The organism is Microbacterium sp. NPDC056003 (assembly GCF_042274785.1).
Classification (GTDB): Bacteria; Actinomycetota; Actinomycetes; order Actinomycetales; family Microbacteriaceae; genus Microbacterium.
In genome coordinates, this window is sequence record NZ_JBHJXQ010000004.1 from 168920 (window position 1) to 195088 (window position 26169).

The window sequence follows — 26169 nt, forward strand, 5'->3', positions numbered from 1 at the left end:
CGCCCACGATAGCCGCGCCGGTCAGGCCGCCGCGGACGGCGAGTCCTCCTCGCGCAGGCGAGGCTCGGTGCGCAGTTCCGGCCGGAGTCCCGACTTGTCGGCGTAGAACGCGCGGATGACGTCCATGTCGGCACGGACCTCGCCGGTCAGCTCGATCGTCGGTCCGAGGCCCGTCGTCATCGTCGTGCGGTCGACGTAGCCGAGCGTGACCGGCAGGCCCGCGTCGCGTGCGATGCGGTAGAAGCCCGACTTCCAGTAGTCGCCCGTGCCGCGCGTGCCTTCGGGGGTGACGACGAGCCCGAACGTCTCGCCGCTGCGAATGCGCGCGACGACGTCGCCGACGACGCGCGACGGGTCGGAGCGGTCGACCGGGATGCCGCCCAGCTTGCGCATGACGGGTCCGCGCCAGCCGTGGAAGAGGCTGGACTTGCCGAGCCAGCGCACGTGCATGCCCAGGCGCCACGCGATTCCGAGCATCAGGACGAAGTCCCAGTTCGAGGTGTGCGGCACCCCGAGGAGGACGGTCGGCCGGGTGGGGGCCGGCTCAGTGGACAGGGTCCAGCGGCTGCAGGCCCAGTACACGCGGGAGATGAGTCGGAGCATCCCGCCACCGTAAGCCGACTGCCTGGGCTGACGCCGAACTCGGCGGGGTCGCCGGTCGAATCTAGACTCGACGCATGCCGTCGTTCTCCCTCGAGTCCCGTCTCGACGGCGCCGTCGGGGGCAAGACCGCGTCGGCGCTGGAGCGCGCGTTCGGCATGCGCACCGTCGGCGACCTGCTGGCGCACTACCCTCGCCGCTACGCCAAGCGCGGCGAGCTGACTCCCATCTCGTCGCTGCCCGTCGGCGAGCCCGTCACGATCGTGGCCGAGGTGCGACGCGCGAACGAGCGCCGCATGCAGAATCGCAAGGGCTCGATCCTCGAGGTGACGATCAGCGACGGCCACGGCGATCTGGCGCTGACCTTCTTCAACCAGTCGTGGCGCCTGAAAGAGCTGCAGCCGGGGCGGCGCGGCATCTTCGCGGGCAAGGTGGGGGAGTACCGCGGCACGCAGCAGCTGGCGCATCCCGACTACGAGCTGTTCGACGACGAGGCGACCGCGCGCCTCACGGCCGCGGCCAACGCCAACCTCCCGATCCCGATCTATCCCGCGACCAGCACGATCGCCAGTTGGCAGCTGACGAAGATCATCGAGCTCGTGCTCGACGGCCTGGGTCCCGTACCCGATCCGCTTCCCGACGAGCTGCGGGTGCGGCACGGTCTGCTGGAGGCGCGTGAGGCGATCGAGCGCATCCACCGTCCCGATTTCGAGGACCAGATCGAGCGCGCGCGCAGCACGCTGCGGATGCACGAGGCGTTCGTGCTGCAGGCGGCGCTGCTGCAGCAGCGGGCGTTCGTCCGCGCGCTGTCGGCCACGCGCCGCGCACCCGGCGCCCTGCAGGAGCGCTTCGATGAGGCGCTGCCGTTCCCGCGCACCCCCGACCAGGTCAGCGTGGGCGAGCAGATCGAGCGCGACCTCCAGGGCGACTGGCCGATGAACCGGCTGGTGCAGGGTGAGGTGGGCTCGGGCAAGACGCTCGTCGCGCTGCGCGCGATGCTGCAGGTCGCGCAGAGCGGCGGTCAGTCGGCACTCATCGCCCCCACCGAGGTGCTCGCAGCGCAGCATCTGCGCTCGATCGCGCGGATGCTCGGTCCGCAGCTCGCTCCGGAGCTCATGCCGACGCTCCTGACCGGGCAGATGCCCGCGGCCGAGCGACGCAAGGCGGCGCTGCGGGTCGCGTCGGGCCAGGCGCGCATCGTCGTCGGCACCCACGCGCTGCTGAGCGAGAGCACCACGTTCGCCGACCTCGGCCTCGTCGTCGTCGACGAGCAGCACCGCTTCGGGGTGGAGCAGCGCGAGTCCCTGCGCGCGAAGGGCTCGTCTCCGCACGCGCTCGTGCTCACCGCGACCCCGATCCCGCGCACCGTCGCGATGACGGTGTTCGGTGACCTCGACGTGTCGACGATCCGCACGATGCCGGCCGGGCGTGCGGGCATCCAGACGTTCGTCGCGCCGCTCGCCGAGAAGCCGGCCTGGTTCGGGCGCGTGTGGGACCGCATCGCCGAGGAAGTCGCGCAGGGCCGGCAGGCGTTCGTCGTGTGCCCCGCGATCGACGCCGAGAAGCTCACCAAGGACGACACCGCCGACGAGCCGGTACCCGACGACGCCGGCGCCCCCCGCACCCGCTGGGGCGTCGTGCAGGTCGCCGACCTGCTGTCGAGGCATCCCGCGTTCTCGGCCATCCGGGTCGAGATGCTGCACGGCAAGATGCCGTCCGATGAGAAGGACGCGGTGATGCAGGCGTTCGCCCGCGGTGAGGTCGACGTGCTGGTCGCGACGACCGTGGTCGAGGTCGGCGTCGACGTGCCGAACGCGTCCACGATGGCCATCCTCGAAGCCGACCGCTTCGGCGTGTCGCAGCTGCACCAGTTGCGCGGCCGCGTCGGACGAGGCGGAGTGCCGGGTCTGTGCCTGCTCGTGACCGAGGCGGGAGCCGGTTCTCCAGCGCGGGAGCGAGTGGACGCCGTCGCCGCGACCCTCGACGGGTTCGAGCTCGCCGAGGTCGACCTGGAACTGCGCGGCGAGGGCGATGTGCTCGGTGACGCGCAGTCCGGTGCGCGCTCGTCACTGCGGCTGCTGCGCGTGGTGAAGGACGCCGACATCATCGCCGAGGCGCGGATCGCCGCCGAGGCGGTGCTGGCCGACGACCCCGCGCTCAGCCGTCACCCCGGTCTCGCCGCTGCGCTCGAGCGCCGCGTCGGCATGGAGGAGCGCGCGGCCCTCGCGAAGAATTGAATAGGCTGGCCGAATGAACAGCCGGATCGCCGTCGTCCCCGGATCCTTCGATCCGCCGACCCTCGGTCACCTCGACGTGATCCGACGCGCAGCCTCGCTCTACGACCAGCTCCACGTGCTCGTCGTGCACAACCCGGGCAAGGAGGCGATGCTGCCCATCGCTCAGCGCCTGACTCTGCTCGAGCAGTCCATCGCCGAGAGCGATATCGACGGCGATGTCGTCGTCGCATCGTGGAGCATGGGCTTGCTCGTGGACTATGCCACGGACGTCGATGCCGGAGTGCTCGTGAAGGGCATCCGCTCGCAGGTCGATGTCGCGTACGAGACGCCGATGGCGATCGTCAACCGGCACCTCGCGCACGTCGAGACCGTCTTCCTGCTGCCCGATCCCGCGCACGCACTCGTGTCCAGCTCGCTCGTGCGCCAGGTGGCTTCGCTGGGCGGCGATGTGTCGCCGTTCGTGCCGCCGGCGGTCGCGCGCTTCCTCGACACCGGCTCCCGCGACCTCTGACCCGCCCGACGGGTGCACGCGGCCTTCGCACAGGACCGCGACGCTACGATGGTTCATCGTGGCCAGACAGCATGTGACGGGTCCGTTCGTGATCCGCGTGAGAGACATCGTCCGCCGTCCCGGCGAGATGCGGGAGTTCGACTTCGAGGCCCCCGCGCCGGAGAAATGGGGCGAGGGACTGGTGTCGGTCGACGCCGGCGTGCCGCTCGACCTCGACGTCCGGCTCGAGTCCGTCCACGAGGGCATCCTGGTCTCGGGAAGCGCAGCGACGGAGTACTCGGGCGTCTGCGGACGATGCCTCACCGACATCACCGAGCCGCTCCAAGTCGAGTTTCAGGAGCTTTTCGCGTATCCTGGTGAGGAAGCAACTGACTTCGAGGTTCAAGACGACCACGTGGATCTTGAAACTCTGGTCAGGGATGCGATTGTCCTGTCGCTTCCGTTTCAGCCGGTGTGTCAGCCGGATTGCCCCGGCCTCGATCCGGCCACGGGTGAGCGACTGACCGGCAGCACCGGCCCAGAGCAGGGCGAGTCCCTCGATCCGCGTTGGGCCGCGCTCAAGGACTACACCACAGACCACGACGAAGAAGCACCGCGCCTCCGCGTCGAGAACACAGAAGAGAGCTAGCCATGGCAGGTAACCCCCCGAAGCGGAAGGTCTCCCGCTCGAACACGCGCTCGCGTCGCGCCCAGTGGAAGGCGGCGCCCATCACGCTGACCACCACCGTCGAGAACGGCAAGAAGGTCTACAGCCGTCCTCACCAGGCGAAGGTCGTCACCGACTCGCAGGGCACCGAGCTGTTCCTCGAGTACAAGGGCCGCAAGGTCGCCGACGTCTGATCGCCGCCCTGGCGACATGACCGACGTCATGGATGAGCGCGCCGCGCTCACCGAGCTCACGCAGAAGCTCGGGGTCGACATCGACCCCGAGCTTCTGTCGCTTGCCCTGACGCACCGGTCCTGGGCCTACGAGAACGGGCAGGTCCCGCACAACGAGCGCCTCGAGTTCCTCGGCGACTCCGTGCTCGGGCAGGCCGTCACGGTGCGCCTCTTCACCGGGCATCCCGAGCTCGAAGAGGGCGCCCTCGCGAAGCGGCGGGCGAGCGTCGTCTCGACCGTGGCCCTCGCCGAGATCGCGCGCGGCATCGGCCTCGGCGCGCACCTCAAGCTCGGCCGCGGTGAAGACTTGACCGGCGGTCGCGACAAGGACTCGATCCTCGCCGACACCACGGAGGCGATCATCGGCGCGGCGTATCTGTCGGCCGGCCCCGACGCCGCGACCGGATTGGTGCTTCGTCTCGTCGAACCGCTCCTGGCCGACCCCGAGCGCTACGGCGCCGCGATGGACCCGAAGACGAGCCTGCAGGAGCTGGCCGCACACGCCGGCATCCAGCCTCCGGCCTATTCCGTCTCGTCGACCGGCCCCGACCACGACCGCCAGTTCACAGCCACCGTGGTGGTCGGTGACGTCACTGCGCAGGGCGCCGGGACGAGCAAGAAGCAGGCCGAGATGGCCGCGGCGCTGCGCGCCTGGCAGGATCTCAGCGGGCGTGCCTGAGCTCCCCGAGGTCGAAGTCGTCCGCGCCGGCCTCGCACCCGCGGTGACCGGCGCGGTCGTGCGGGGTGTCACGGTGCTCGACGATCGCGCGCTGACGCGCCACGCCGGCACCGGAGCCGAGTTCGAGACCGCGCTCACCGGGCGCACCATCCGCGCCGCCGCCCGACGCGGCAAGTTCCTGTGGCTCCCGCTCGAGGACGACGGCGGACGAGCACCGCTCGAGGCGGTCGTCGGCCACCTCGGCATGAGCGGTCAGCTGCTGCTACGAGCGCCGGGCGCCGCGCCGGAGCGCCATGAGCGCGTGCGCATCGATCTCGAGCACCCGACGCACGGCGAGGTCTCCGTCGTGTTCGCCGACCAGCGCACATTCGGGTCGCTCGCGATCGACGAGCTCATCGCGACGCCGGACGGGGCTCCCGGCGGGCTCGGTGCGGCCGAGGCATCCGTCCCTCGTCAAGTCGCGCACATCGCGCGCGATCCGCTCGATCCGGCGTTCGCGGATGCCGCGTTCCGCCGCGCCCTCATGCGGAAGGACTCCGCGATCAAGCGTGTGCTGCTCGACCAGACGGTCATCAGCGGCGTCGGCAACATCTACGCCGACGAGTCGCTGTGGGCGGCCCGCATCCATCCCGAGACACGTGCGGCCGACCTCGCCACGCGGGCCGTCAACCGTCTTCTCGGCGAAGTGCGCCACGTGCTCGACAAGGCGCTGGCCGAGGGCGGCACGAGCTTCGATGCGCAGTACGTCAACGTGAACGGTCAGGCCGGCTATTTCGCCCACTCGCTCAACGCGTACGGCCGCACGGGGGAGCCCTGCCCACGCTGCGGTCGCCCGATCGTGCGCGTGTCCTTCACGAACCGATCCAGCCACTTCTGCCCGCATTGTCAGCGGGTGCCGAGGCCCACGGGCCGGTGAGGACGCGACGCACCGCGTCCCCACCGACACGCCCTCACAGGACGAGGGTCTTCTTCCACGCACCCGCGTACGAGGCCGGCACGAAGCCGATCGCCTCATTGATGTCGAGCATGTGGCGGTTCTCTTCGGCGTTGAACGTCGAAACCCGAGGTGACCCGGGCATGACCTCGCGCCAGCGCAGCAGGTTCGCGCACTTCACGATCGTTCCGAGGCGGCGTCCCCGGTGCTCCTTGAGCACCAGCGTTCCGTACTGCTGCGTCGCACCGGAGTGGTCCTCCGAGATGACGAGCTCGTTGTACGCCGCGATGGCGCCGGTCGGGACGTGCTGCACGGCGGCCACCGAGACGGTGAGCCCCTGTGCCCGCTGGCGGGCGTCGCGACGCTCGACGCGCGCGGCATCCCAGTGCTGCTCGTCGACGACCATGCCGCCGCTCGGCGCGTCGGTCGACATCCGCGCGAGCACCTCGGCGAACCCGTCGCGGTGCTCGGGCGGGGTCGGAGCGGTCCAGGTGATCAGGCGGTACTCGTCGCCGGCGATCTCCCGAGCCTCGCCTAGCATGCGCTCGACGAGGGAGAAGTCCCCGGTCAGATCGAAGACGCTGTTGCGCTCGACCTGCTCGAGGCTGAACCCGTTCGCGAGCGCGAAGAGCGTCGGACCGTCGTCGGCCGGTATCTCGCCCCAACCGGTCGACGGAGCGAGCTTCCGCCCCGGGGTGCCCGGGCGATGCAGCGTCCAGGTCTGGATGATCGCCAGCCCGCGGTCACGCGCTTCGCGCTCGACCTCCGCCAGCAGCAGCTCTTCGGCACCCTGCCCTCGCACCGGCGGGTCGACCATGAGGTCGAACTCGAGCGCCTGGGCGTCAGGCTCGTTCGAGATCATCATCCGCACGGCGCCGAGGATCACGCCCCCGCGCTCGGCGGCGAATGCCGGCTGGGTCCAGTCCGACTGGTCCTGCATGAACCCGAGCATCTCCTCGGGCTCTTCGCGCAGGTAGTCGTGACCCGCGTCGTGCAGGCACACCGCGTTCCCGATGCGCACCAGCTCGAGGAACGGGCCGGCGTCGGCGGCATCCAGGGAGTCGGGGACGACGATCGGCCGGACGGTGATGGCCGGAGCCTCGGTGAGACTGCTCATGAGAGCACCTTCTTCCATGCGCCCTCGTACGAGATCGGCACGAAGCCGATCGCCTCGTTGATGTCGAGCATCGGGCGGTTCTCTTCTGCGTTGTAGGTGATGACCCGAGGCGAATCGGGCGCGATGTCGCGCCACGACAGCAAACCGGCGCACTTGACGAGAGTGCCCAGCTTGTGGCCGCGGTGCTCCTTGAGGACGAGGGTGTCCTCCTGATGGCTGGCCTCGGTGCGGTCCTTGCCGACGACGAGTTCGTTGAAGGCGCACAGCTCACCGGTTGCGATGTGCTGCGCCGCGGTCACCTGGATGGTGCGACCCGAATCGGTGTACTTGGAGTCGTGCTCGGCGATGCGCGCGGCATCCCAGGTCTCCTCGTCGAACTCCAGCCCCGCGGACGGGGCGTCGGTGACCATGCGGGATTTCATCCACGCGTAGCCGTCGACGTACTCCCGCGGTGTCGGGGCGAACCACTGGACGACGCGGTAGTCCGATGCCGCGGCCTGCGACTCGGTCATCAGCCGCTCGACGGTGTCGAACGGCGCCCGCAGGTCGAAGGCGCTGCAGCGCTCGACCTGCTCGAGCGTGTAGCCGTGCCGCTGGAAGAACCGGGCGCCGTGATCCTCGGGGATGTCTCCGAAGCCGGTGGGCGGAGCGAGTCGCGGGCCGTCAGCGGCAGGATGCTCCGCCCAGGCCTGCAGCACGTTGCGTCCGTTCTCCTGCGCGAAGCGCTCGAGCAGCTCGTACGCGGCGGAGCCGACGCCTCGGCCCCACGACTCACGGAGCAGTTCGATGAGCCAGAACGCGACCTTCGAGCCGTTCTCGAGCGGGAGGTCGCATCCGACCCGCCCGATGACGGCGCCGTCCTCCACGATCAGCCACATGTGACGTCGTTCGTACTCGTTCGGCTGGAAGTGGGGGAGCAGCTCGTCGGCCGGGATGCTGTGGTCGCCGTGACCGGAGATCTCGCGGTAGACGATGTTGCGCACGCGCGTCATCTCGAGGAAGTCGGCGGCGTCGGGTGCAGCGATGGACTCCGGGATGACCAGAGGCCGGAACTCGATGTCGGTGAGTGTCTTCATGATGCGTCTTTCGGTGGATGCGGAGGAAGTGGAGGGAGGGGTCCGCCGCCCGGTGCGGGCGGCGGACCCGGTGGCCGTCACGGCCGGGGCGCGAGGAGTGCCTCGCGGAGATAGGCGTGCTCACGCGCGGCGTTCGCGGTGCTCACGCGGCGAGCGCGAGCATGACGCTCGCGGTCGTCGGTCAGCCGCGGAGTCCGGCTGCCCCAGATCAGAAGCCGCAGGCCGAGGTGGAGGGCGATGCGGTCGACGAAGGGCGTGCGGGTGTCGCGGCTCTGAAGCCGCAGCGTATCGGGGACGCCCGAGAGGCGCTGCGGCGCAAAGGTGGTGTTCATGAGGATTGTTCTCTTCCGGATGGGTGGAGGTGGATGCCCGGAACCACGCGCGGTCGGGCGGGGGATGTCATGCCGCAGCACGACGGGGATGACGGCAGGAAGATGCGCTCAGCACCCGGTCTTCGGGGCGGCGCAGGAGGATCGTGCCCTCGAGAGGGCAGAGTTCTCCCCTGCGGGGATCAGCCGGCGGTGTGGAAGCCGCTGTTCTGAGTCGCGCCGAAGGAGCGGGTCCCCGACGCGCAGACACGAGCCGCAACGCCGATGGGCGTGGTGACTCCGGTGGTGTTCATGTGCATCATTTCGGGGACCTCCTTTCTCGACTTCTAGACGCGGAGAGTGACACTAGCGCGGTCCCGTGGTCGGCGTCAAGCGTTCTCGCAGATTCGCCGAACCACGGGCGTGTCGCGACGGCTGCGGAGTGTGCGGCTCGCCTCGAGGGGGAAAGCGCGGACCTCGGGTAGCGTAGGGCGGTAGTCGACCGGGCTGGAGGACGATAGATGCACCTGAAGAGCGTGACGCTCAAAGGGTTCAAGTCGTTCGCGCAGCCGACGACGTTTGCGCTGGAACCCGGCGTGACGTGCATCGTCGGTCCCAACGGATCCGGAAAGTCGAACGTCGTCGACGCCCTCGCCTGGGTCATGGGTGAGCAGGGCGCGAAGACGCTCCGCGGCGGGAAGATGGAGGACGTCATCTTCGCCGGCACCGCCACGCGCGGTCCCCTGGGCCGCGCGGAGGTGCAGCTCACGATCGACAACAGCGACGGCGCGCTGCCGATCGAGTACTCCGAGGTCACGATCAGCCGGACGCTGTTCCGCAACGGGGCCAGCGAGTACGCGATCAACGGCGAGGTCTGCCGGCTGCTCGATGTGCAGGAGCTGCTGAGCGACTCGGGCCTCGGCCGCGAGATGCACGTCATCGTCGGACAGGGTCGCCTCGACAGCGTGCTGCAGGCGTCGCCCGAGGATCGCCGGGGTTTCATCGAGGAGGCCGCGGGGATCCTCAAGCACCGCCGTCGCAAGGAGAAGACCCTCCGGAAACTGGAGGCGATGGAGGCGAACCTCACGCGCCTCAGCGATCTCGCCGGCGAGCTCCGCCGGCAGCTCAAGCCCCTCGGCCGACAGGCCGAGATCGCGCGCGAGGCAGCGACGATCGCCGCCGTCGTGCGCGACGCGAAGGCGCGTCTGTTCGCCGACGAGATCGTCGGCCTGCGCGCCCAGCTCGCGTCGCACGCCCAGAACGAGCACGAGCGCCATGCCGAGCGCCTCGTGCTGCAGGACCGGCTCGACAACGCCCGCACCCGCATCGAGCTCCTCGAGGCGCAGCAGCGCTCGGAGGGAGTCGATCAGGCTCGGCGCGTCACCTACGGGCTGGAGCGCGTGCAGGAGCGACTGCGCAGCCTGTACGCCCTCGCCGGCCAGCGTCTCGCCCTCCTCGGTGAGGCCGAAGACGACGATCGCATCGAGCTCACCACGGTGTCTCAGGCGATGATCGACGAGGCCCGCGCCGAGATCCAGCAGATCGCGGACGGACTCGGAGGCGCGCAGGATGCCGCGGCCGAGGCATCCCGCGATGTCATGCGCGCCCGCGCCGAGCTCGACGCGCTCGACGCGGACATCTCCGCTCAGAGCGCTCTGGTCTCCGAGCACGACATGCGGATCACCGCGCTGCGCGGATCGGCCGAGGCCGCCGAGTCCGCCCTCGCCGCCGTGCGTGCCGCCGTGGAGCGGCAGCAGCGCGCGCTGGACGCGGCTCTGGCCCGTCGGGCCGAGGCTGAGGAGACCCTGGCAGGCGTCGACCCTGATCTGGTTCCCGAGGGCTCGGCCGCGGAGTACGCCGCCGCCTACGAGCGCGCTCAGCGCGAGGCGACCGAGGCCGAGGCCGAGGTGGGCACGCTGCGGGAGCGGCTGCACGCGGCCGAGCGCGAGGTGGAGGCGCTCACCGCCCAGACCTCGGCGCTCGGCAGGGCGCTCGACCGGCGCAACGCGGCCGCCGAGATCGTCGAACGCGGCGCCGCCGGTGTACGCGGCCTGCTCGGCGACGCCGTGAAGATCACCACCGGGTACGAGGCGGCGATCGCCGCAGCGCTCGGCCCCCTCGTCGAGGGCATCCTGGTCGACAGTCGCGAGCACGCCGTCGAGACCGCGCGCCTGGTGCGCGATGGCGACCTCGGCACGGTCGACATCGCGATCGCCGACACCGGCGCCCTGGTGCCCGCCCTCCCGTCCATCGCGGGCGTCGTCCCGGCGCGCGACGTGGTCTCCGCACCCGACGGCGTGCTCGGCATCCTGTCGTTCGTCGTGATCGCCGACGATCTCGACGCAGCCCTCGCCGCCGGCCCCGCGATCGCCGCCGCCGACGTGGGCGGTCCTGTCACCGTGGTGACGAGGTCGGGCGAGGTCGTCACCGACTACACCGTGCGCGCCGGCTCCGGGCAGGGCCGTTCGCGCCTGGAACTGGCGGCGGAGCGGGATGCCGCGGCCGACCGCAGGGACGAGATCACCGTGGTCGCCGACTCGCTGCGCGATGCACTCTCCGACGCGGCGCGTGCGCTCGAGGCTGCACGCCACCGCACGAAGGCGGCGCTGACGACCCTGCGCGAGCACGACGCGGCGCTGGCCGCGCACACGGAGCAGGTCAACCGCGCGACCGTGCGCTACGAGGCCGCGGTGGCGGAATGCGATCGCCTCGCGGCAGGCCTCGCGCAGGCGGCGTCGGCCGTGGAGGACGCGGAGGCGTCGGCCCGGTCGGCCGGCGACCAGCTCACCGCGGCGCTCGAAGCACCGCGACCCATCCTCGATGCGTCGGCGCGCGACGGCATGCTCGGCGCGCTCGAGGCGGCGCGCGACGCCGAGATGCGGGCACGCCTCGACGTCGAGACCCTCAAGGAGCGCATCCGGGCCGGCGAGGCCCGGGTCGCGGGACTGGAGCGCCAGCGGGAACGCGAGCGCGAGGCCGCGGCCGAAGCGGCACGTCGCGCCGTCGTGCGGCGCGCGCAGCGCGAGACGGCGGCAGGGGTCGCAGCCCAGCTGCCCGCTGTGCTCGACTCGGTGGAGCGGTCCCTCGTGCAGGCGCGGTCGGAGCTCGCCCAGGCCGAGTCGGAGCGCACCGCGCTGACAACCGAGCTCGGCGAGCTGCGTCGCCAGGAGGCCGGGGCGCGCGAGCGTCTTGCCGGACTCACCGAGACCGTCCACAGCCTCGAGCTGCAGATCCACGAGAAGCGCCTTCACGTCACGGGACTCCTCGAGCGGGTGAGTTCCGAACTCGGTCTCGACGAAGACATTCTTGTTTCGGAATATGGCCCCGACCAGCCGGTTCCGATCGAATCTGCTGCGGACGGCGACGAGGAGGCCGAGTCGGAGGCATCCGTCTCCTACGATCGCGCCCAGCAGCGCCGTCGGCTGCAGGAGGCCGAGCGCAAGCTCACGCAGCTCGGCCGCGTCAACCCGCTCGCGCTCGAGGAATTCGCGGCGCTCGAGCAGCGCCACAAGTTCCTCACCGAGCAGCTCGCCGATCTCACGCAGACGCGCAAGGACCTGATCACGATCATCGAGGAGCTCGACGAGCGGATGCAGGTGATCTTCCTCGCGGCGTTCGAAGACACCAAGACGGCATTCGGCGAGGTGTTCCCGATCCTCTTCCCGGGGGGCTCGGGCAGCATCTCGCTGACCAACCCGGACGACCCGCTGACGACGGGGATCGAGGTCGCCGTGCGCCCGGTCGGCAAGAAGATCGAGAGGCTCTCGCTGCTGTCGGGCGGTGAGCGATCGCTCGCGGCGGTCGCCCTGCTGACCGCGATCTTCAAGGCCCGTCCCAGCCCGTTCTACATTCTGGACGAGGTCGAGGCCGCCCTCGACGACGCCAATCTCGGTCGCCTCCTCGGGGTCTTCGAGCAGTTGCGCGAGTCGAGCCAGTTGATCGTCATCACGCATCAGAAGCGGACGATGGAGATCGCCGACGCCCTGTACGGGGTCTCGATGCGCCAGGACGGCGTGTCCGCCGTCGTCGGCCAGCGGCTGGGTGACCGCGCTGCGAGCTGACGCGGGCTACGCTCCCGCGGCCGCGCCGACGGCCTCGCGGACGACCGCCATGGCGTCGGGGAGGCGCAGGGCGGCGCCCGCGTCGTAGGCGCGATCCCACTCTGCGGGGGTCATCTCAGCGCGGACCCGGCGGCGGAGATCCTCCTCGTGGCCGCGCGAGTTCGGCCATGGCGCCACTCCGGTGCGGCGGCGCAGTCCGTCGATGGCGCCGAGCGCCGTGGCAGCGGGTTCGGCCCGCCCCTCGGCCAGGGAGAGATCCCCGAACGCCGCGAGGATGAGGCTCGCCGAGAGCGTCACGGTCCGGTCGTCGTCGAGACGGCTCAGCAACTGACGCAGGCGGTCACGCGCCGCATCCGGTGCGTCGGAGCGCACATCCATGATCGCGAGGTGGGTGAGGCCGGCGGCCGTGAGCCACTGGATGTCGAGCCGGCCGCCGAACTCGCCGACTTCCATGAGGTGGCGACGGGCGCTGTCCTCGTCGCCGACCGCCATGCGGAGCATGCCGATCGTCAGCGCGGCGGCGGCGACGAAGAGGTCTTCGCGCGATGCGTAGCCGGCGTAGGCGGCCTCGGCGGACGCGAGCGCACCGTCGATGTCGCCGCGGAGCGGACGCACCCAGGAATCGGCGAGCAGAAGCGCATCACGAAGCTCGGGATCGTCGAGCGCCGGCATGCGCTGCGCGATCGCGTCGACCGCATCCAGCGCGGCCTGATCGTCGCCGACCTCGGTCGAGGTGACGGCGATGGTGAAGAGCAGCTCGGTCTCCGCTCGCTCGTCGAGATCGCCGGGGCGCACGACGCGCTGGAGCTCTCCGGCGAGACGCCGGGCCTCCGACATCCGGTCGAAGACCTGCCAGTAGAGCCAGAGGGCACGGAAGAGGTGCGGCAGCCGGGCGAGGTCGTGGGCGAAGAACCAGCGGATCGCCGCGCGGAGATTGTCTTCCTCGGTGTGAAGCTGCTCGCCCCAGGCTGACCGGTCCGCGGCGTCCACGTCGCTTTCGGCCAGCTCGGCGAAGTACCGCGCATGGCACCGCTCCGCCTCGGCGCGGTCCTCGCCGATCAGCAGCTCGGCCGCATACTCGCGGACCGCGGTCAGCATGCGGAATCGCGGCTCGTCGTCACCGAGGGTCACCACGACCAGGCTGTTGCCGACGAGCAGGTCCAGCAGCTCGAGCGCGGCGTCCTCGTCGATCCCGGCCACAGCGGATGCCGCGGAGACCGTCCAGCCGCCGACGAAGACCGACAGCCGGGCCAGCAGCCGCCGTTCGTCCTCGCCGAGCAGACCGACGCTCCACTCGACGGTCGCGCGCAGCCCGCGCTGACGCTGGGGCAGGTCCACCGGTCCGCTGCCCAGCGCATCGAGCACGTTCTCGAGGCGCGCCAGCACCGCGACCGGATCGAGCAGTCGCGTCCGCGCCGCGGCGAGCTCGATGGCCAGCGGCAGGCCGTCCAGCCGACGGCAGATCTCGAGCACCGCCCCGATGCTGCGCGGCGAGGAGTCGACGCGACGCCCGACGGCGTCGGCGCGGTCGAGGAAGAGCTGCACGGCGGGAAGCAGGAGCGCGTCATCGATGCTCAGTCGATCTCCCGGCTCGCCGCCCGTCTCGAGCGGCGGGAGCACGTACTCGTGCTCGGCGCGCAGGCGCAAGGCGATGCGGCTGGTGGCCAGGATCTTCAGGCCGGGACAGGATGCCAGCAGGGCATCCAGCTCGGGTGCTATGCCCGTGACCTGCTCGAGATTGTCGAGGATCAGCACCGTCGGCCGTGACGAGAAGTGGTCGACCAGGATCTCCCGGATCGACCTCGTGCCCTCGATGACGACGTCGGCAGCCGACGCGATGCGCGGGAGCACCTCGCTCTCGTCGGTGGCATCGGCCAGCGGCACGAAGAGGAGGGGAGGTGCGGCGGCTTCCGTGAGTGCTTCGCCGACGGCGATGGCGACGCGGGTCTTGCCCATCCCGCCGGGTCCGGTGAGGGTCACGAGACGCACGTCGGGCGCGCGCAGCATGGCCGCGATCGCGGCCACGTCGTCGTCGCGCCCGACCAGCGATGTCGCGGGCACGGGGAGCGTCCGGCGTGGCGTGACCGGCGCGGGCGCGTCGGCTGCGGCCTCCGTGCGCGGCGCCGAGGCCGCACGCGCACTGCTGACGAACCGTTCGCTGAGCAGCAGTGCGAGGTCGTCGCGCACCACCTTGCCGAGCTCGCGCGTGCTGCGGAACGTGCGGTACGCGTCCGTCCCCCGCGCGCGGATCTCGTCGATCATCGCTTCGAGGCGAGGCTGCCGCTCAGGTGCCGGCGCCTTCAGGTAGAGCAGCCGCGGGCGCCCGCTGGAAAGGCGGAACTCGTCCTCCAGGCCGGAGATGTCCATCCCGGGCCCGACCCAGCCGTAACTCTCCCAGTACAGCCCGATGAACACGTCGGACTGCGCGAGATAGGCACGGTACAGCTCCTGAGGTGGATGCGGGCGCGCGCCCAGCTCGAACATCACGGGGGCAAGGCCGAGCGACGTGATCGCCCGGGCGACGACGGCCCGTTCCTCTGCGAGTTCGGCCAGCGTCGAGCTCACGAACACCCGCAGGCGCTGGTCCGGCGTGCGGATCACCGCACTCTCGTCGGGCGACATTCCCTCATCATGCCGTGAACGCCGACGCCGCGCGCGATGAATAGGCTGGACGTCATGGCTGAAAGCTCCTGGTCGCTCGGTCGCGCGCTGCGCGGGATGTTCGTCAAACCCACGATCGACGAGACCACATGGGACGACCTCGAGACCGCGCTCATCACCGCCGACTTCGGGCCGGACATCTCCGAGCGCATCGTCGAAGAGCTTCGCGAGAAGGTCGACCGCTTCCGCACGACCGATCCGAAGGACCTCCAGCGCATGCTGAAGGAGACCCTCGAGGAGCACTTCGCGAAGTTCGACACGACCCTGCGCCTCACCGAGCGCCCGGCGGTCGTGCTCGTGGTCGGCGTCAACGGCGTAGGGAAGACGACGACGATCGGAAAGTTCGCGAAGTTCCTGCAGCGCTACGGACGCTCGGTCGTCGTCGGCGCCGCCGACACCTTCCGGGCCGCCGCCGTCGATCAGCTCGCGACGTGGGCGGAGCGCGGCGGGGCGGAGATCGTGCGGCCGCAGCAGGAGGGCCAGGACCCGGCATCCGTCGCCTTCCAGACCATCGACTACGCGAAGCGCACCGGCACCGAGATCGTCCTGGTCGACACGGCGGGGCGCCTCCACACCAAGGGTGGGCTCATGGACGAGCTCACGAAGATCCGGCGCGTGATCGAGAAGCAGGCGCCCATCAGCGAGGTTCTGCTCGTGCTCGACGCGACCACGGGCCAGAACGGTGTGATGCAGGCGCAGGCGTTCCTCGAGCACGCGGGGGTCACCGGTCTCGTTCTCACGAAGCTCGACGGCTCGGCCAAGGGCGGCTTCGTCCTCGCCGTGCAGGAGCGCACCGGAATCCCCGTGAAGCTGCTCGGTCAGGGCGAGGGGATCGGCGACCTGACGGGGTTCACGCCGCACGTTTTCGCCGCGTCCCTCGTCGACTGAGGACACCGCCGGATGACGCGCGTGTAACGGATCCGCGCGACGCGCGGCAAGGGCTACCGCCTGAGCGCGCAGGCTGGTTTCATGGGGTCATGGCGATCGAGCACGACTACTTCGGACTCCTCGAGTCGGGTCCCGACGGTTCGATCTTCTGGTCCGAGAGCGTCGAACTGGGAGATCAGTCAGTGACGGTCGACCTGACTGCACCCGACCAGGACGACGTGTCGGAGACGGCGCTCGACGTCGCCGCAGGCCTCATCTCGGCGATCGAGGACATCGACCGCAGCGCCCGCAATTCGATGGTGAACGAGCTGAGCGATCGCACCAGCGAGGTGACGGAGTACATCCTGCAGCAGCAGGACGCGCTGGGGGACGATCTCGAAGACCTCCTCGTCGACATCTCCGGCGATGTGCACATCGACGTGATCCGCTCGCTGCAGCTGATGAGCATGACGATCCTCGCCGACGAGCACGGCGGAGCCGATCCGTTCGCGGTGCTGGAGTACGCGCTCGACCCCGACGCGACCGACGATGTGCTGCTGGTGAACCTCGACTCCGAGGGCGGGGTGCTGTCGGTCACCAGCGCCGAGTGACCGGGTGCAGACCTTCCTGCCGTATCCCTCGTTCCGGGACTCCGCTGCCGCGCTCGATCCGGCCCGCCTCGGCAAGCAGCGCGTCGAGACCCTCCAGCTGCTCCGCGCGAACACCGTGCCCGGCTACGGCTGGCGCCATCATCCCGCGGCGAAGATGTGGGCGGGCCGGCTTCCGGCCCTCGTCGCGTACGGACTGGCGATGACGGATGCCTGGACCGCGCTCGGTCGCGCCGACAGGGTCCGCGCGCAATTGCTCGAGTTCGCGCCCGAGGTCGACGGCCTGCCGCAGTCGGACATCGAGATGCCGCGGTGGCTGGGCGATGCGGCCTTCCACCTGTCGCACCGCTCGAACCTGGTGCGCAAGGACCCCGAGTTCTATCGACCCCGGTTCGGCGACGTTCCCGACGATCTGCCGTACATCTGGCCGACGCCGTAGTCGCAGGCGGTCAGACCGCCTGCGCGTGTCTCGACACACGCGCTTCGCCCGCACTCGACAACCGTTCGTTCGCGCAGGCGGTCAGACCGCCTGCGCGAACCCCCGCTCGACATGGACGTCCTCGGCGATGTGCGCGAGGTGAGCGGGGATCTCGTGCCCCTTCGACAGCATCGACTGCGCCCACAGGCGTCCCGCGCGGTACGACGAGCGCACGAGCGGACCGGCGAGCACCCCCAGGAAGCCGATGCGCTCGGCCTCCTTTTTGAACTCGACGAATTCCTGCGGCTTGACCCAGCGCGCGACGGGCAGGTGCCGCGGCGAGGGGCGGAGGTACTGCGTGATCGTGATGATGTCGGTGCCCGCATCGTGGAGATCCTGGAGCGCCTGCACGACCTCCTCGGACTCCTCGCCCATGCCGAGGATGAGGTTCGACTTGGTGATGAGCCCGGCCTCGCGCGCCTGCGTCAGCACGCCGAGAGAGCGCTCGTAGCGGAACGCGGGGCGGATGCGCTTGAAGATGCGCGGCACCGTCTCGACGTTGTGGGCGAACACCTCGGGACGGCTGTCGAACACCTCGGCGAGGAGCGCCGGATCGCCGTTGAAGTCGGTCGCGAGGATCTCGACGCCGGTGTTCGGGTTCATCGCGTGGATCTGGCGGACCGTCTCGGCGTGCAGCCACGCGCCGCCGTCGGCCAGGTCGTCGCGCGCGACGCCGGTGACCGTGGCGTAGCGCAGGTTCATGCGCACGACGCTCTCGGCGACGCGGCGCGGCTCGTCGGTGTCGTATTCGGCGGGCCTGCCGGTGTCGATCTGGCAGAAGTCGCACCGACGCGTGCACTGCGAGCCGCCGATGAGGAAGGTGGCTTCGCGGTCCTCCCAGCACTCGTAGATGTTCGGGCAGCCCGCCTCCTGGCAGACAGTGTGGAGCTCTTCGGTCTTCACCAGGGCGTGCAGCGCCTGGTACTCCGGCCCCATCTTCGCCTTGGTCCTGATCCACTCCGGCTTGCGCTCGATCGGGGTCTGGGCGTTGCGCACCTCGAGGCGCAGCATCTTGCGCCCGTCGGGGCCGCTCGCCGGCGCAGCGGGCCCGGTACCGCACGCGCTCACGCGGCGACCTCGCTCGCGTACTCGGCGCGGAACGCCTCAGCCACTGTTCCGATCACATCGCGGGGCGCGACGTCCGCTCCCACGATCTCGCTCACCGTGGTGACGCCTGCGTCGGTGATGCCGCACGGGATGATGCCGCGGAAGCCCGCGAGGGTGTTGTCGCAGTTCAGTGCGAAGCCGTGCATCGTGACGCCCTGCTGGACGCGCACGCCGATCGCTGCGACTTTGTCCTCGCCGAGCGGTCGGCGCACCCAGACGCCGCTGCGTCCTTCGACGCGATAGCCGTCGACGCCGTGAACCTGCAGCACGTCGATCAGCAGCTGCTCGAGCCGTCGGACGTGCGCGACGACGTCGACGGGCTCGGCGAGCCGCACGATCGGGTAGCCGACGAGCTGACCGGGCCCGTGCCACGTGATCTTGCCGCCGCGGTCGACGTCGATCACCGGCGTGCCGTCGGCCGGGCGCTCATGCCGGGCGGTGCGGGCGCCCGCGGTGTAGACCGCTTCGTGCTCGAGCAGCAGCAGTGCGTCGGGCCGAGAGCCGGCGACGACCTGGGAGTGGATGCTGCGCTGCATCGCCCACCCGTCCAGGTACGGGACGTAGTCGGGGGAGAGGCCCACCGTCTGGATCTCGATCATCGGGCACCTTCGCTTGCAACAATTGATAGATCGCGTCCAACATTACGCCACGGCGGGCGATCCACCACTCCCGCTAGCCTGTCCAGGGTGAACAGCGCGGGACGTGTGGGCAGGCCGAAGGCGTCGTCGAAGGAGACGCTCGCCGAAGCGGCCTGTGAGCTGTTCCTCGAGCAGGGGTTCGAGGCGACCTCCATCGCCGACATCACATCGCGTGCCGGAGTGAGCCGCTCGAGCTTCTTCAACTACTTCGCCTCGAAGTCCGACATCCTGTGGGCGGGGCTCGACGAGCGGCTGACGTCGCTCGAGGGACGGCTCGCGAAGGACGAGGGAGCGGATGCCTCGGCCGGCGTCCGGGCCGCCGTGCTCGCCCTCGGCTCCGAGTTCGCCCCCGACAGCCTGGCGCTCGCGATCGTCAACGCCACCGCGATGGGACTCGACAGCGAGCTCGACCGCGAAGGGGCGCTGCGCCGCACCCGCATCGGGCGGGCGGTGGCCGAGCGGCTGTCCCGCGGCGGAGCCGACCGGCTGCATGCGGAGGTCGCCGGCGCGGCCTGGGGCGGCGCCGTCCTCGCCGCGGTGGAGGCCTGGGCGCACGACGGTGCGGGCGTCACCTCGCTCGCACGTTTCCTGAGCCGGGCGGCGCACGCGGCGGGGTCGGTGACCCAGACGCCGCCGCCGGGGGAGGTGCGGCAGCTGCGTGTCGTCGTGCGTGCCGCCGACTTCGAGCAGGCGCTCGTCTTCTACCGCGACGTCGTGGGCATGCCGCAGTCCGAGGCGTACGAGGCCGAGGGCGGAGCACGGGTGGCGATCCTCGACGCCGGCCGCGCCACGCTCGAGCTATCCAATCCCGCCCAGGTCGACTTCATCGACCGTGTCGAGACCGACGGCGTCACGAGCGACCCGATCCGGCTCGCCCTCCAGGTCGACGACACCGCCGGCGCGACTGGCCGGCTGGCGGCCGCCGGCGCCGAGGTCGAGGCATCCGCTCGCCAGACTCCCTGGCGCTCGCTCAACTCCCGCCTGCGCGGCCCGGCGGATCTGCAGCTCACGCTCTTCCAGGAGCTCGGACCGGAGTGAGCCGCGGGCGCGGCGGGACACGGCATCCGCTCACGTAGAATCGGGGGACCATGGCGACTTTCGGCACTCTCTCCGACCGGCTCACCGAGACCTTCCGCAACCTCCGCACCAAGGGCAAGCTCACGCCCGCGGACGTCGACGGCACCGTCCGAGAGATCCGGCGCGCGCTGCTCGACGCCGACGTGGCGCTGCCCGTCGTCAAGGACTTCACCGCCAAGGTGCGCGAGCGCGCCCTCGGCGACGAGGTGAACCGGGCGCTCAACCCCGCACAGCAGGTGGTGCAGATCGTGAACGAAGAGCTCGTCGCGATCCTCGGCGGACAGCAGCGACGCCTGCAGTTCGCGAAGAACCCGCCCACCGTCATCATGCTCGCCGGTCTCCAGGGCTCGGGAAAGACCACGTTCGCGGGCAAGCTCGCGCACCAGCTCGAGAAGGACGGCCACACGCCGCTCCTCATCGCCGCCGACCTTCAGCGCCCCAACGCCGTGAATCAGCTCCAGGTGGTCGCCGAGCGTGCCGGCGCCGCGATCTACGCGCCCGAGCCCGGCAACGGCGTCGGCGACCCGGTGAGGGTCGCGCGCGACGGCGTCGAGGTGGCGCGTCGTCAGCAGCACGACGTCGTGATCATCGACACCGCCGGACGACTCGGCGTCGACGCGGAGCTCATGAAGCAGGCGGCCGACATCCGCACCGCGACGGATCCCGACGAGGTGCTGTTCGTCATCGACGCGATGATCGGACAGGATGCGGTCAACACCGCGAAGGCCTTCCAGGACGGCGTCGACTTCACCGGCGTCGTGCTCTCGAAGCTCGACGGAGACGCGCGAGGCGGTGCCGCCCTGTCGGTGGCCTCGGTCACCGGGCGCCCGATCATCTACGCGTCGACCGGTGAAGGTCTCGACGACCTCGAGGCGTTCCACCCCGACCGCATGGCGAGCCGCATCCTCGACCTCGGCGACATCCTGACCCTCATCGAGCAGGCCCAGCAGGCCTTCGATGAGGAAGAGGCCATGAAGATGGCCGAGAAGCTCGCGACCGAGCAGTTCACGCTCGAGGACTTCCTCGAGCAGATGCAGCAGATGCGCAAGATGGGCTCGATGAAGAAGATGCTCGGGATGCTCCCGGGCATGGGCTCCATGAAGGATCAGCTCGAGAACTTCGACGAGCGCGAGATCGACCGGACCGAGGCGATCATCCGCTCGATGACTCCCGCGGAGCGTCGCAACACCAAGCTCCTCAACGGGTCCCGCCGTCTGCGCATCGCGCGCGGATCGGGCATGACGGTGACCGACGTGAACCAGCTGGTCCAGCGGTTCGAGCAGGCGGCCAAGATGATGAAGACCGTCGCCCGCGGCGGCGTGCCGAACATCCCCGGCATGGGGCCCGTCCCCGGCGCCGGCCGCCCGGGCGCGTCGTCCAAGCGCGGCAAGCAGCAGAAGGCCAAGGGCTCGCGTTCCGGCAATCCCGCCAAGCGCGCCGCCGAGAACGCCGGCCTCGCGGCGGCTCCCGCCACTCCGACGGGCTCGGGCTTCGGCCTGGGCGGTGCGAAGGGCACACCGAGCGAGGCTGACCTGGCCGAGCTGCAGAAGCTCCTCGGCAAGGGGTGAGGCTGCGCCGCGTGCGCTGAGGGCGTTCCGGTCGGTAACGTGGACCCGTCCGGCGCGGATGCGCCGGCGACAGGAGCTGGGGGGATCGGCGGAGATGGGTGACGACGGCTGAGAGCGTCTTCGCGAGGGACTCGCCCCGGTATCTCGAGAGCGAGTCGGGCCACATCGACCGGTACCCGCGCAACACGTGGCTGCGCTGGGGTGTGCGGCTCGCAGCCGCGGTGCCGTACATCGCGCTGGCCGTGTGGTTCGCGATCGCCTCAGGAGGCGACTGGTCCGGGACTGCCAACGGGGCGCTGGCCGAGCGCGTAGCAGGCCTTCCCTGGGGCTCAGCCGATGTCGCCGCGCTGGCCGAGCTCTATCCGATCATCACGAGCCTGCTCGCCGTCCTCATCCCCGGCGGGGCACTCGGACTGGCCATCGCCGGCGCTCTGGTGGGCGGCGTGATGCTGCAGCTGATCGTCCAGTCCATGCAGCGCAAGGATTTCCCGCTGCCCGTGCGACTGGTCTTCATCCTCACGCTCGGCCTGACCCCGATGTTCGCGTACGTCGTGACGACGAGCTTGGAGGCGTCTCTCGGCCTGACATTCTTCGGGCTCGGGATGATCGATCTCGTCCGCTTCGTGACATATGCCAACACGCAGGCGGGTTTCCGCGCGGGCCTGCTGTTCGCGTGTTCCGCTCTCTCGGACTCCACGGGCCTCTTCGTCGCCGTCGTCGCCGCGATCGCGGCGACGTTCATCGTCCGGTCCCGGGCATCGTCGCGCCTGGCCAATGCGCTCGTGGTGGTGTTCCCGACTCTTGCGCTCCTCGCTGCGCTGATGCTCCTCGGCGTCGCCTTCCGCCTCGGACCCCTGGCGATGATCCGGGGTGACCTGGTGTGGGACGACGCCCGCGCGAGCGCCGTCGCGGAACTCCTGCTGAGCCCGTCGGGGCTGCTCTACCTCGCACCGACGGCGGTCGTCGTGCTCACGGCCCTGGTACTGCGATACCCCGGCGTCGGTCTGGTCGCCCCGGTGATGACGGCGATGATCCTCTTGGCGTACATCGTCGGCCTGACTCCTCCGGGCCTCGCGGGGATCAACTACCTCCTGATGCTCCTGCTGGCGGTGGCGGTCGTGCCGCGACCCACGACGATCCCGCAGGCAGCGGTCGTCTGTGCCACGTCCGTCGTGCTGTGGGCCATCGGATGGGCGCAGGCCTTCGACAACGACGCCGTCAGCGCGTGGATGAACGTCCTGATCGGTGGTGCGTCGTGACCGAGTCGCTGGACGTCGACGCCGGCCTGCTCGATCCGGCGCTGCGGACGAGGTACGCGACGGAGGGCTGGCTGCCCCTCCGCCGTGCGGGTTCGGAGATCGAGGTCGCCACGGTGACGGCTCTGAGCCCACGACGGCGTGCGCGCATCGAGGGCATCCTGGGCGGACGGATCCGGGAGAGACCCGCCTCGCAGGCGGCGATCGTCGCCGCGCTCACCGACCGGCTCCGCGCCGAGTTCGCCGACCAGGCCGCCGACGGGCTTTATCGCACGAATCCGGTGCTCTCGGCGCGGCACGTGCTCTCCGGCTCGCAGAAGGTCATCGGACTGATGCTCCTGCTCGCTCTCGTCGTCCTGGCGGTCATCTGGCCCGTGCCCACGCTGATGGGGCTGATCGGCGTCGCGAGCGTCGTATTCCTCGCCAGTACCCTCTTCAAGTTCTTCGTCGCCCTGCGGGGCTCGCGATACGACCTCGTGGACCGCGTGCGCCGTGACGAGATCGATGCACTGCGAGACGATGACCTGCCCGTGTACACGGTCCTGGTGCCGGTCTTCCGCGAGGCGCGCATCGTCGGACGCCTCGTCGAGAACCTCGGTCGGCTCGACTATCCGACGGCGAAACTCGAGGTGATCATCCTCGTGGAGGAGGAGGACGCCGAAACCCGGGACGCGATCGCCGAATCTCATCCGCCGGACCACTTCATCGTCGTGACGGTCCCGAAAGGCTCCCCCCAGACGAAGCCGCGTGCGTGCAACGTCGGCCTCGACGTCGCACGAGGTGACTTCCTGGTCATCTACGACGCCGAGGATGCGCCCGAGCCGGACCAGCTGAAGAAGACGGTGATCGCCTTCGCTCGCGCCGATCCGTCCGTCGTGGTCATGCAGGCGGCCCTCAACTACTTCAACGCGCGCGAGAACGTCCTCACCCGCATGTTCTCGCTCGAGTACAGCTACTGGTTCGACTACATGCTCACGGGTCTGGACGTGAGGGATCTCCCGATCCCGCTCGGCGGCACGTCGAACCATTTCCGCACCGAGGCGCTGCGGCAGCTCGGCGGATGGGATCCGTACAACGTCACGGAGGACGCCGATCTCGGCATCCGGGCGAGCGCTCTCGGCTATCGCGTCGGCGTCGTCGACTCCACGACGATGGAGGAGGCGACATCGCGCCTCGGGATCTTCATCGGCCAGCGCAGCCGGTGGATCAAGGGGTACATGCAGACGGCGCTCGTCCATGCGCGCCAGCCCTTCGCCCTCATCCGCCGGATCGGCATACAGCGTTTCGCCGCGTTCACGCTGCTCATCGCCGGCACACCCTTGACGTTTCTCGGGGTGATCCCGTTCACGATCCTCACGATCGCGTCGTTCTTCCTGCCCTGGGCCGACCTGTCGGCGGTGTTCCCGCCGGTGATCCTGTGGCTGTGTCTGGCGAACTTCCTCGTCGGCAATGCGCTGATGGTCTACCTGAACATGATGGGACCGTACAAGCGCGGTGCGTTCTGGCTGGTCGGGTGGGCGATCCTCAACCCCGTGTACTGGCTCCTGCACTCGATCGCGTCCTACAAGGCGCTGTGGCAGCTGATCACCAAGCCCCACTACTGGCAGAAGACCGAGCACGGCATGTCGCACTTCACCCTCGCCGACCCGGCGGACGGCACGCCTTCGGCGCCCGAGAGCGTGCGCGGGGCGGCCGCGAACTGATCCCGACCGCGTCAGTGTCCGAGCGCGGAGAGGTGCTCTCGCAGCGTGGGGCCAGACCGGAACTCGCGGATGAGATGCTGGACGACCTCGCGCAGGTCGCCGTCGGCGGCGTCGGCCACGACGAGCTGACGGGCGTAGCTCGCGCCCTGGCTCAGGATCGTCTCGATCCCCGAGAGCTCGCGCGCGCACTTGAGCTCCACTGCGATGTCGGCCAGCTCGTCGAGCTTCGCGCGGATGTGCTCGGTCACCGGCACCTGCGTGCCTGCTCGGTCGACGATCACGCGGGCGTCGAGTCCGTACCGCGCTGCGCGCCACTTGTTCTCGCGGATGAACCACGGCTGCAGCGTGAGCAGTTCGCGGCCCGCGTCGAGCTCGCGGGAGAAGTGCTCGACCAGCACCTGGATGAACGCCGCCAGCGCCGCGAGCTCGGGCAGTGTCGACATGCCGTCGCACGCGCGCACCTCGATCGTGCCCCAGCGCGGTGCCGGGCGGATGTCCCAGCGCACCTCGGTCGCATCCTCCATGACGCCGGTGCCCACGAGATCGTCGAGGTAGCCCTCGAACTGGCTCCACGTGTCGAGGGGCCAGGGGAGACCGGCGGTCGGGAGCTGCTGGAAGACGAGGGAGCGGTTGGATGCGTAGCCGGTGCGTTCTCCGGCCCAGAACGGGCTCGAGGCCGACAGCGACTGCAGGTGCGGGAGGTAGACCGTGAGGGCGTTGATGATCGGGAAGACCTTCGCGACGTCGTCGACGCCGACGTGCACGTGGATGCCCCAGATCATCATGTTGCGCCCCCACCACTGGGTGCGCTCGATGAGCTTGTTGTAACGCGTCTTGTCGGTGACCTGCTGGTCGTACCACTGGGCGAACGGATGGCTGCCCGCGCACAGCAGCTCGACGTCGAGCGGGTCGCTCACCGTACGCACGGCGGCGATCGCGTCGGCGATGTCGTCGACGGCCGCGGCCACGGTGTCTCCGATGCCGCTGGTCACCTCGACGGTGTTCGTCAGCAGCTCACCCGTGACGGTATAGCGTTCGAGGGCGGTGCTCTCCTCGAGTTCGCGCAGGATCTCGGGCGCCCGCGGCGCGAGGTCTCCTGTCGCGCCGTCGGCGAGCATGAGTTCCCACTCCAGGCCTACGGACGAGCGGGCGGATGTCGCGAAGGGCACCGTCATTTCCACAGTCTGACACGCGCGAGCCATCCGGCTGCGTGTTCGCGGCATGCGATGTCATCTGGCAGAATAGAACGCTGGATCACCCGCTCGACCCTCTATCCAGCGCGGAGATCCTCCCTTCAGAGCTTCCGCCGGGTGTGCACCCCACTCCCCAGGCGATCGGTTCAATCACTTTCCACACATTCAGGAGAATCGTGGCTGTCAAGATCCGTCTCAAGCGCCTCGGCAAGATCCGTGCGCCGTACTACCGCATCGTCGTGGCCGACTCGCGCACCAAGCGCGATGGTCGTGTCATCGAGGAGATCGGCAAGTACCACCCCACCGAGGAGCCCTCGTTCATCGAGGTCGACTCCGAGCGTGCGCAGTACTGGCTGTCGGTCGGCGCACAGCCGACCGAGCAGGTCCGCGCGCTCCTCAAGCTGACCGGCGACTGGGGTCAGTTCAAGGGCGACAAGGACGCCGTCTCGACGGTGAAGACTCGTGAGGCCAAGGCCGACTTCGAGGTCGACTCCTCGAAGAAGTCGGTCATCAAGCCCAAGGCCGAGAAGAAGGCAGAGGAGCCCGCCGAGGCTCCCGCCGACGAGGCGACCGACGCGGCCGACGGGGCCGCCGAGTCCGCCGAGTAATCC

General features: G+C 70.0%; 23 protein-coding genes. 15 read left to right on the forward strand and 8 right to left on the reverse strand.

The window, feature by feature from the left end:
- Positions 1 to 21 precede the first annotated feature (21 nt).
- Positions 22 to 603 (reverse strand): 1-acyl-sn-glycerol-3-phosphate acyltransferase, encoded by a 582-nt coding sequence (locus ACFC1W_RS15555; RefSeq protein WP_375994415.1) that lies wholly within the window; start codon positions 601 to 603, stop codon positions 22 to 24.
- Positions 604 to 677: 74 nt separating this feature from the next.
- Between ACFC1W_RS15555 and ACFC1W_RS15560 the strand changes: the two genes are divergently transcribed.
- From ACFC1W_RS15560 to mutM, 6 genes are all read left to right on the forward strand, one after another.
- On the forward strand, positions 678 to 2837 hold the full coding sequence (locus ACFC1W_RS15560) for an ATP-dependent DNA helicase RecG (RefSeq protein ID WP_375994417.1): 2160 nt from the start codon (positions 678 to 680) through the stop codon (positions 2835 to 2837).
- Positions 2838 to 2850: 13 nt separating this feature from the next.
- A complete protein-coding gene (coaD, locus tag ACFC1W_RS15565; RefSeq protein ID WP_375994420.1) occupies positions 2851 to 3348 on the forward strand; it encodes a pantetheine-phosphate adenylyltransferase in 498 nt (165 codons plus the stop codon).
- Between the two features lie 73 nt (positions 3349 to 3421).
- A complete protein-coding gene (locus ACFC1W_RS15570) occupies positions 3422 to 3976 on the forward strand; it encodes a DUF177 domain-containing protein (protein ID WP_241110378.1) in 555 nt (184 codons plus the stop codon).
- Between the two features lie 2 nt (positions 3977 to 3978).
- A complete protein-coding gene (rpmF, locus tag ACFC1W_RS15575) occupies positions 3979 to 4188 on the forward strand; it encodes a 50S ribosomal protein L32 (RefSeq protein WP_241110379.1) in 210 nt (69 codons plus the stop codon).
- A 16-nt stretch (positions 4189 to 4204) separates the two neighbouring features.
- Positions 4205 to 4906 carry a ribonuclease III gene (rnc, locus tag ACFC1W_RS15580; RefSeq protein ID WP_375994423.1) on the forward strand — a complete coding sequence of 234 codons (702 nt, stop codon included), beginning with the start codon at positions 4205 to 4207 and terminating at the stop codon, positions 4904 to 4906.
- Positions 4899 to 5822, forward strand: a complete 924-nt coding sequence (gene mutM / locus ACFC1W_RS15585; RefSeq protein ID WP_375994425.1) for a bifunctional DNA-formamidopyrimidine glycosylase/DNA-(apurinic or apyrimidinic site) lyase — start codon at positions 4899 to 4901, stop codon at positions 5820 to 5822. Before rnc ends, mutM begins: the two co-directional genes overlap by 8 nt.
- Positions 5823 to 5856: 34 nt before the next feature.
- Here the strand turns inward: mutM and ACFC1W_RS15590 are convergent, their stop codons facing one another.
- The 3 genes from ACFC1W_RS15590 to ACFC1W_RS15600 form a co-directional block, all read right to left on the reverse strand.
- Complete coding sequence (locus tag ACFC1W_RS15590; RefSeq protein WP_375994428.1) at positions 5857 to 6957, reverse strand: GNAT family N-acetyltransferase; 1101 nt, start codon at positions 6955 to 6957, stop codon at positions 5857 to 5859.
- Complete coding sequence (locus tag ACFC1W_RS15595) at positions 6954 to 8033, reverse strand: GNAT family N-acetyltransferase (RefSeq protein WP_375994430.1); 1080 nt, start codon at positions 8031 to 8033, stop codon at positions 6954 to 6956. The genes ACFC1W_RS15590 and ACFC1W_RS15595 overlap by 4 nt, the downstream gene beginning before the upstream one ends.
- A 77-nt stretch (positions 8034 to 8110) precedes the next feature.
- Positions 8111 to 8365: a hypothetical protein gene (locus ACFC1W_RS15600; RefSeq protein WP_241110391.1), complete on the reverse strand. Its 255-nt coding sequence runs from the start codon at positions 8363 to 8365 to the stop codon at positions 8111 to 8113.
- Between the two features lie 497 nt (positions 8366 to 8862).
- Here ACFC1W_RS15600 and smc point away from each other — a divergent pair, with 497 nt between their 5' ends.
- Entirely contained in the window at positions 8863 to 12402 is a 3540-nt protein-coding gene (gene smc, locus ACFC1W_RS15605) for a chromosome segregation protein SMC (RefSeq protein ID WP_375994432.1), read from the forward strand.
- Between the two features lie 6 nt (positions 12403 to 12408).
- On the opposite strand, the gene ACFC1W_RS15610 is transcribed toward smc, so the two are convergent.
- The gene (locus ACFC1W_RS15610; RefSeq protein WP_375994435.1) at positions 12409 to 15024 is read right to left on the reverse strand and encodes a DUF4062 domain-containing protein; all 2616 of its coding nucleotides are present in this window, start codon (positions 15022 to 15024) and stop codon (positions 12409 to 12411) included.
- A 54-nt stretch (positions 15025 to 15078) separates the two neighbouring features.
- Between ACFC1W_RS15610 and ftsY the strand changes: the two genes are divergently transcribed.
- The 3 genes from ftsY (at position 15079) to ACFC1W_RS15625 (ending at position 16977) form a co-directional block, all read left to right on the forward strand.
- Positions 15079 to 15951, forward strand: coding sequence for a signal recognition particle-docking protein FtsY (gene ftsY, locus ACFC1W_RS15615; RefSeq protein ID WP_191766791.1), 873 nt, complete (start codon positions 15079 to 15081; stop codon positions 15949 to 15951).
- An 89-nt stretch (positions 15952 to 16040) separates the two neighbouring features.
- The gene (locus ACFC1W_RS15620) at positions 16041 to 16541 is read left to right on the forward strand and encodes a DUF2004 domain-containing protein (RefSeq protein WP_375994438.1); all 501 of its coding nucleotides are present in this window, start codon (positions 16041 to 16043) and stop codon (positions 16539 to 16541) included.
- A 4-nt stretch (positions 16542 to 16545) separates the two neighbouring features.
- Entirely contained in the window at positions 16546 to 16977 is a 432-nt protein-coding gene (locus tag ACFC1W_RS15625) for an MSMEG_6728 family protein (protein ID WP_375994440.1), read from the forward strand.
- Positions 16978 to 17058: 81 nt separating this feature from the next.
- Here the strand turns inward: ACFC1W_RS15625 and lipA are convergent, their stop codons facing one another.
- Together lipA and lipB are read right to left on the reverse strand one after the other, a co-directional pair.
- Entirely contained in the window at positions 17059 to 18027 is a 969-nt protein-coding gene (gene lipA, locus ACFC1W_RS15630) for a lipoyl synthase (RefSeq protein ID WP_375994581.1), read from the reverse strand.
- Positions 18028 to 18080: 53 nt separating this feature from the next.
- The gene (lipB, locus tag ACFC1W_RS15635; protein ID WP_375994442.1) at positions 18081 to 18722 is read right to left on the reverse strand and encodes a lipoyl(octanoyl) transferase LipB; all 642 of its coding nucleotides are present in this window, start codon (positions 18720 to 18722) and stop codon (positions 18081 to 18083) included.
- An 87-nt stretch (positions 18723 to 18809) separates the two neighbouring features.
- On the opposite strand from lipB, the gene ACFC1W_RS15640 reads away from it, so the two are divergent.
- The 4 genes from ACFC1W_RS15640 (at position 18810) to ACFC1W_RS15655 (ending at position 24365) form a co-directional block, all read left to right on the forward strand.
- Entirely contained in the window at positions 18810 to 19799 is a 990-nt protein-coding gene (locus ACFC1W_RS15640; protein ID WP_375994444.1) for a TetR family transcriptional regulator, read from the forward strand.
- Positions 19800 to 19849: 50 nt separating this feature from the next.
- Complete coding sequence (ffh, locus tag ACFC1W_RS15645; protein WP_375994447.1) at positions 19850 to 21406, forward strand: signal recognition particle protein; 1557 nt, start codon at positions 19850 to 19852, stop codon at positions 21404 to 21406.
- 98 nt (positions 21407 to 21504) lie between these two features.
- The gene (locus ACFC1W_RS15650) at positions 21505 to 22665 is read left to right on the forward strand and encodes a hypothetical protein (protein WP_375994450.1); all 1161 of its coding nucleotides are present in this window, start codon (positions 21505 to 21507) and stop codon (positions 22663 to 22665) included.
- Entirely contained in the window at positions 22662 to 24365 is a 1704-nt protein-coding gene (locus tag ACFC1W_RS15655; protein WP_375994453.1) for a glycosyltransferase, read from the forward strand. Before ACFC1W_RS15650 ends, ACFC1W_RS15655 begins: the two co-directional genes overlap by 4 nt.
- A gap of 11 nt (positions 24366 to 24376) precedes the next feature.
- Here ACFC1W_RS15655 and ACFC1W_RS15660 read toward each other — a convergent pair whose 3' ends face one another.
- Entirely contained in the window at positions 24377 to 25540 is a 1164-nt protein-coding gene (locus ACFC1W_RS15660; RefSeq protein WP_375994455.1) for a glutamate--cysteine ligase, read from the reverse strand.
- Between the two features lie 194 nt (positions 25541 to 25734).
- Between ACFC1W_RS15660 and rpsP the strand changes: the two genes are divergently transcribed.
- Positions 25735 to 26166 carry a 30S ribosomal protein S16 gene (rpsP, locus tag ACFC1W_RS15665; RefSeq protein ID WP_375994457.1) on the forward strand — a complete coding sequence of 144 codons (432 nt, stop codon included), beginning with the start codon at positions 25735 to 25737 and terminating at the stop codon, positions 26164 to 26166.
- Positions 26167 to 26169 lie beyond the last annotated feature (3 nt).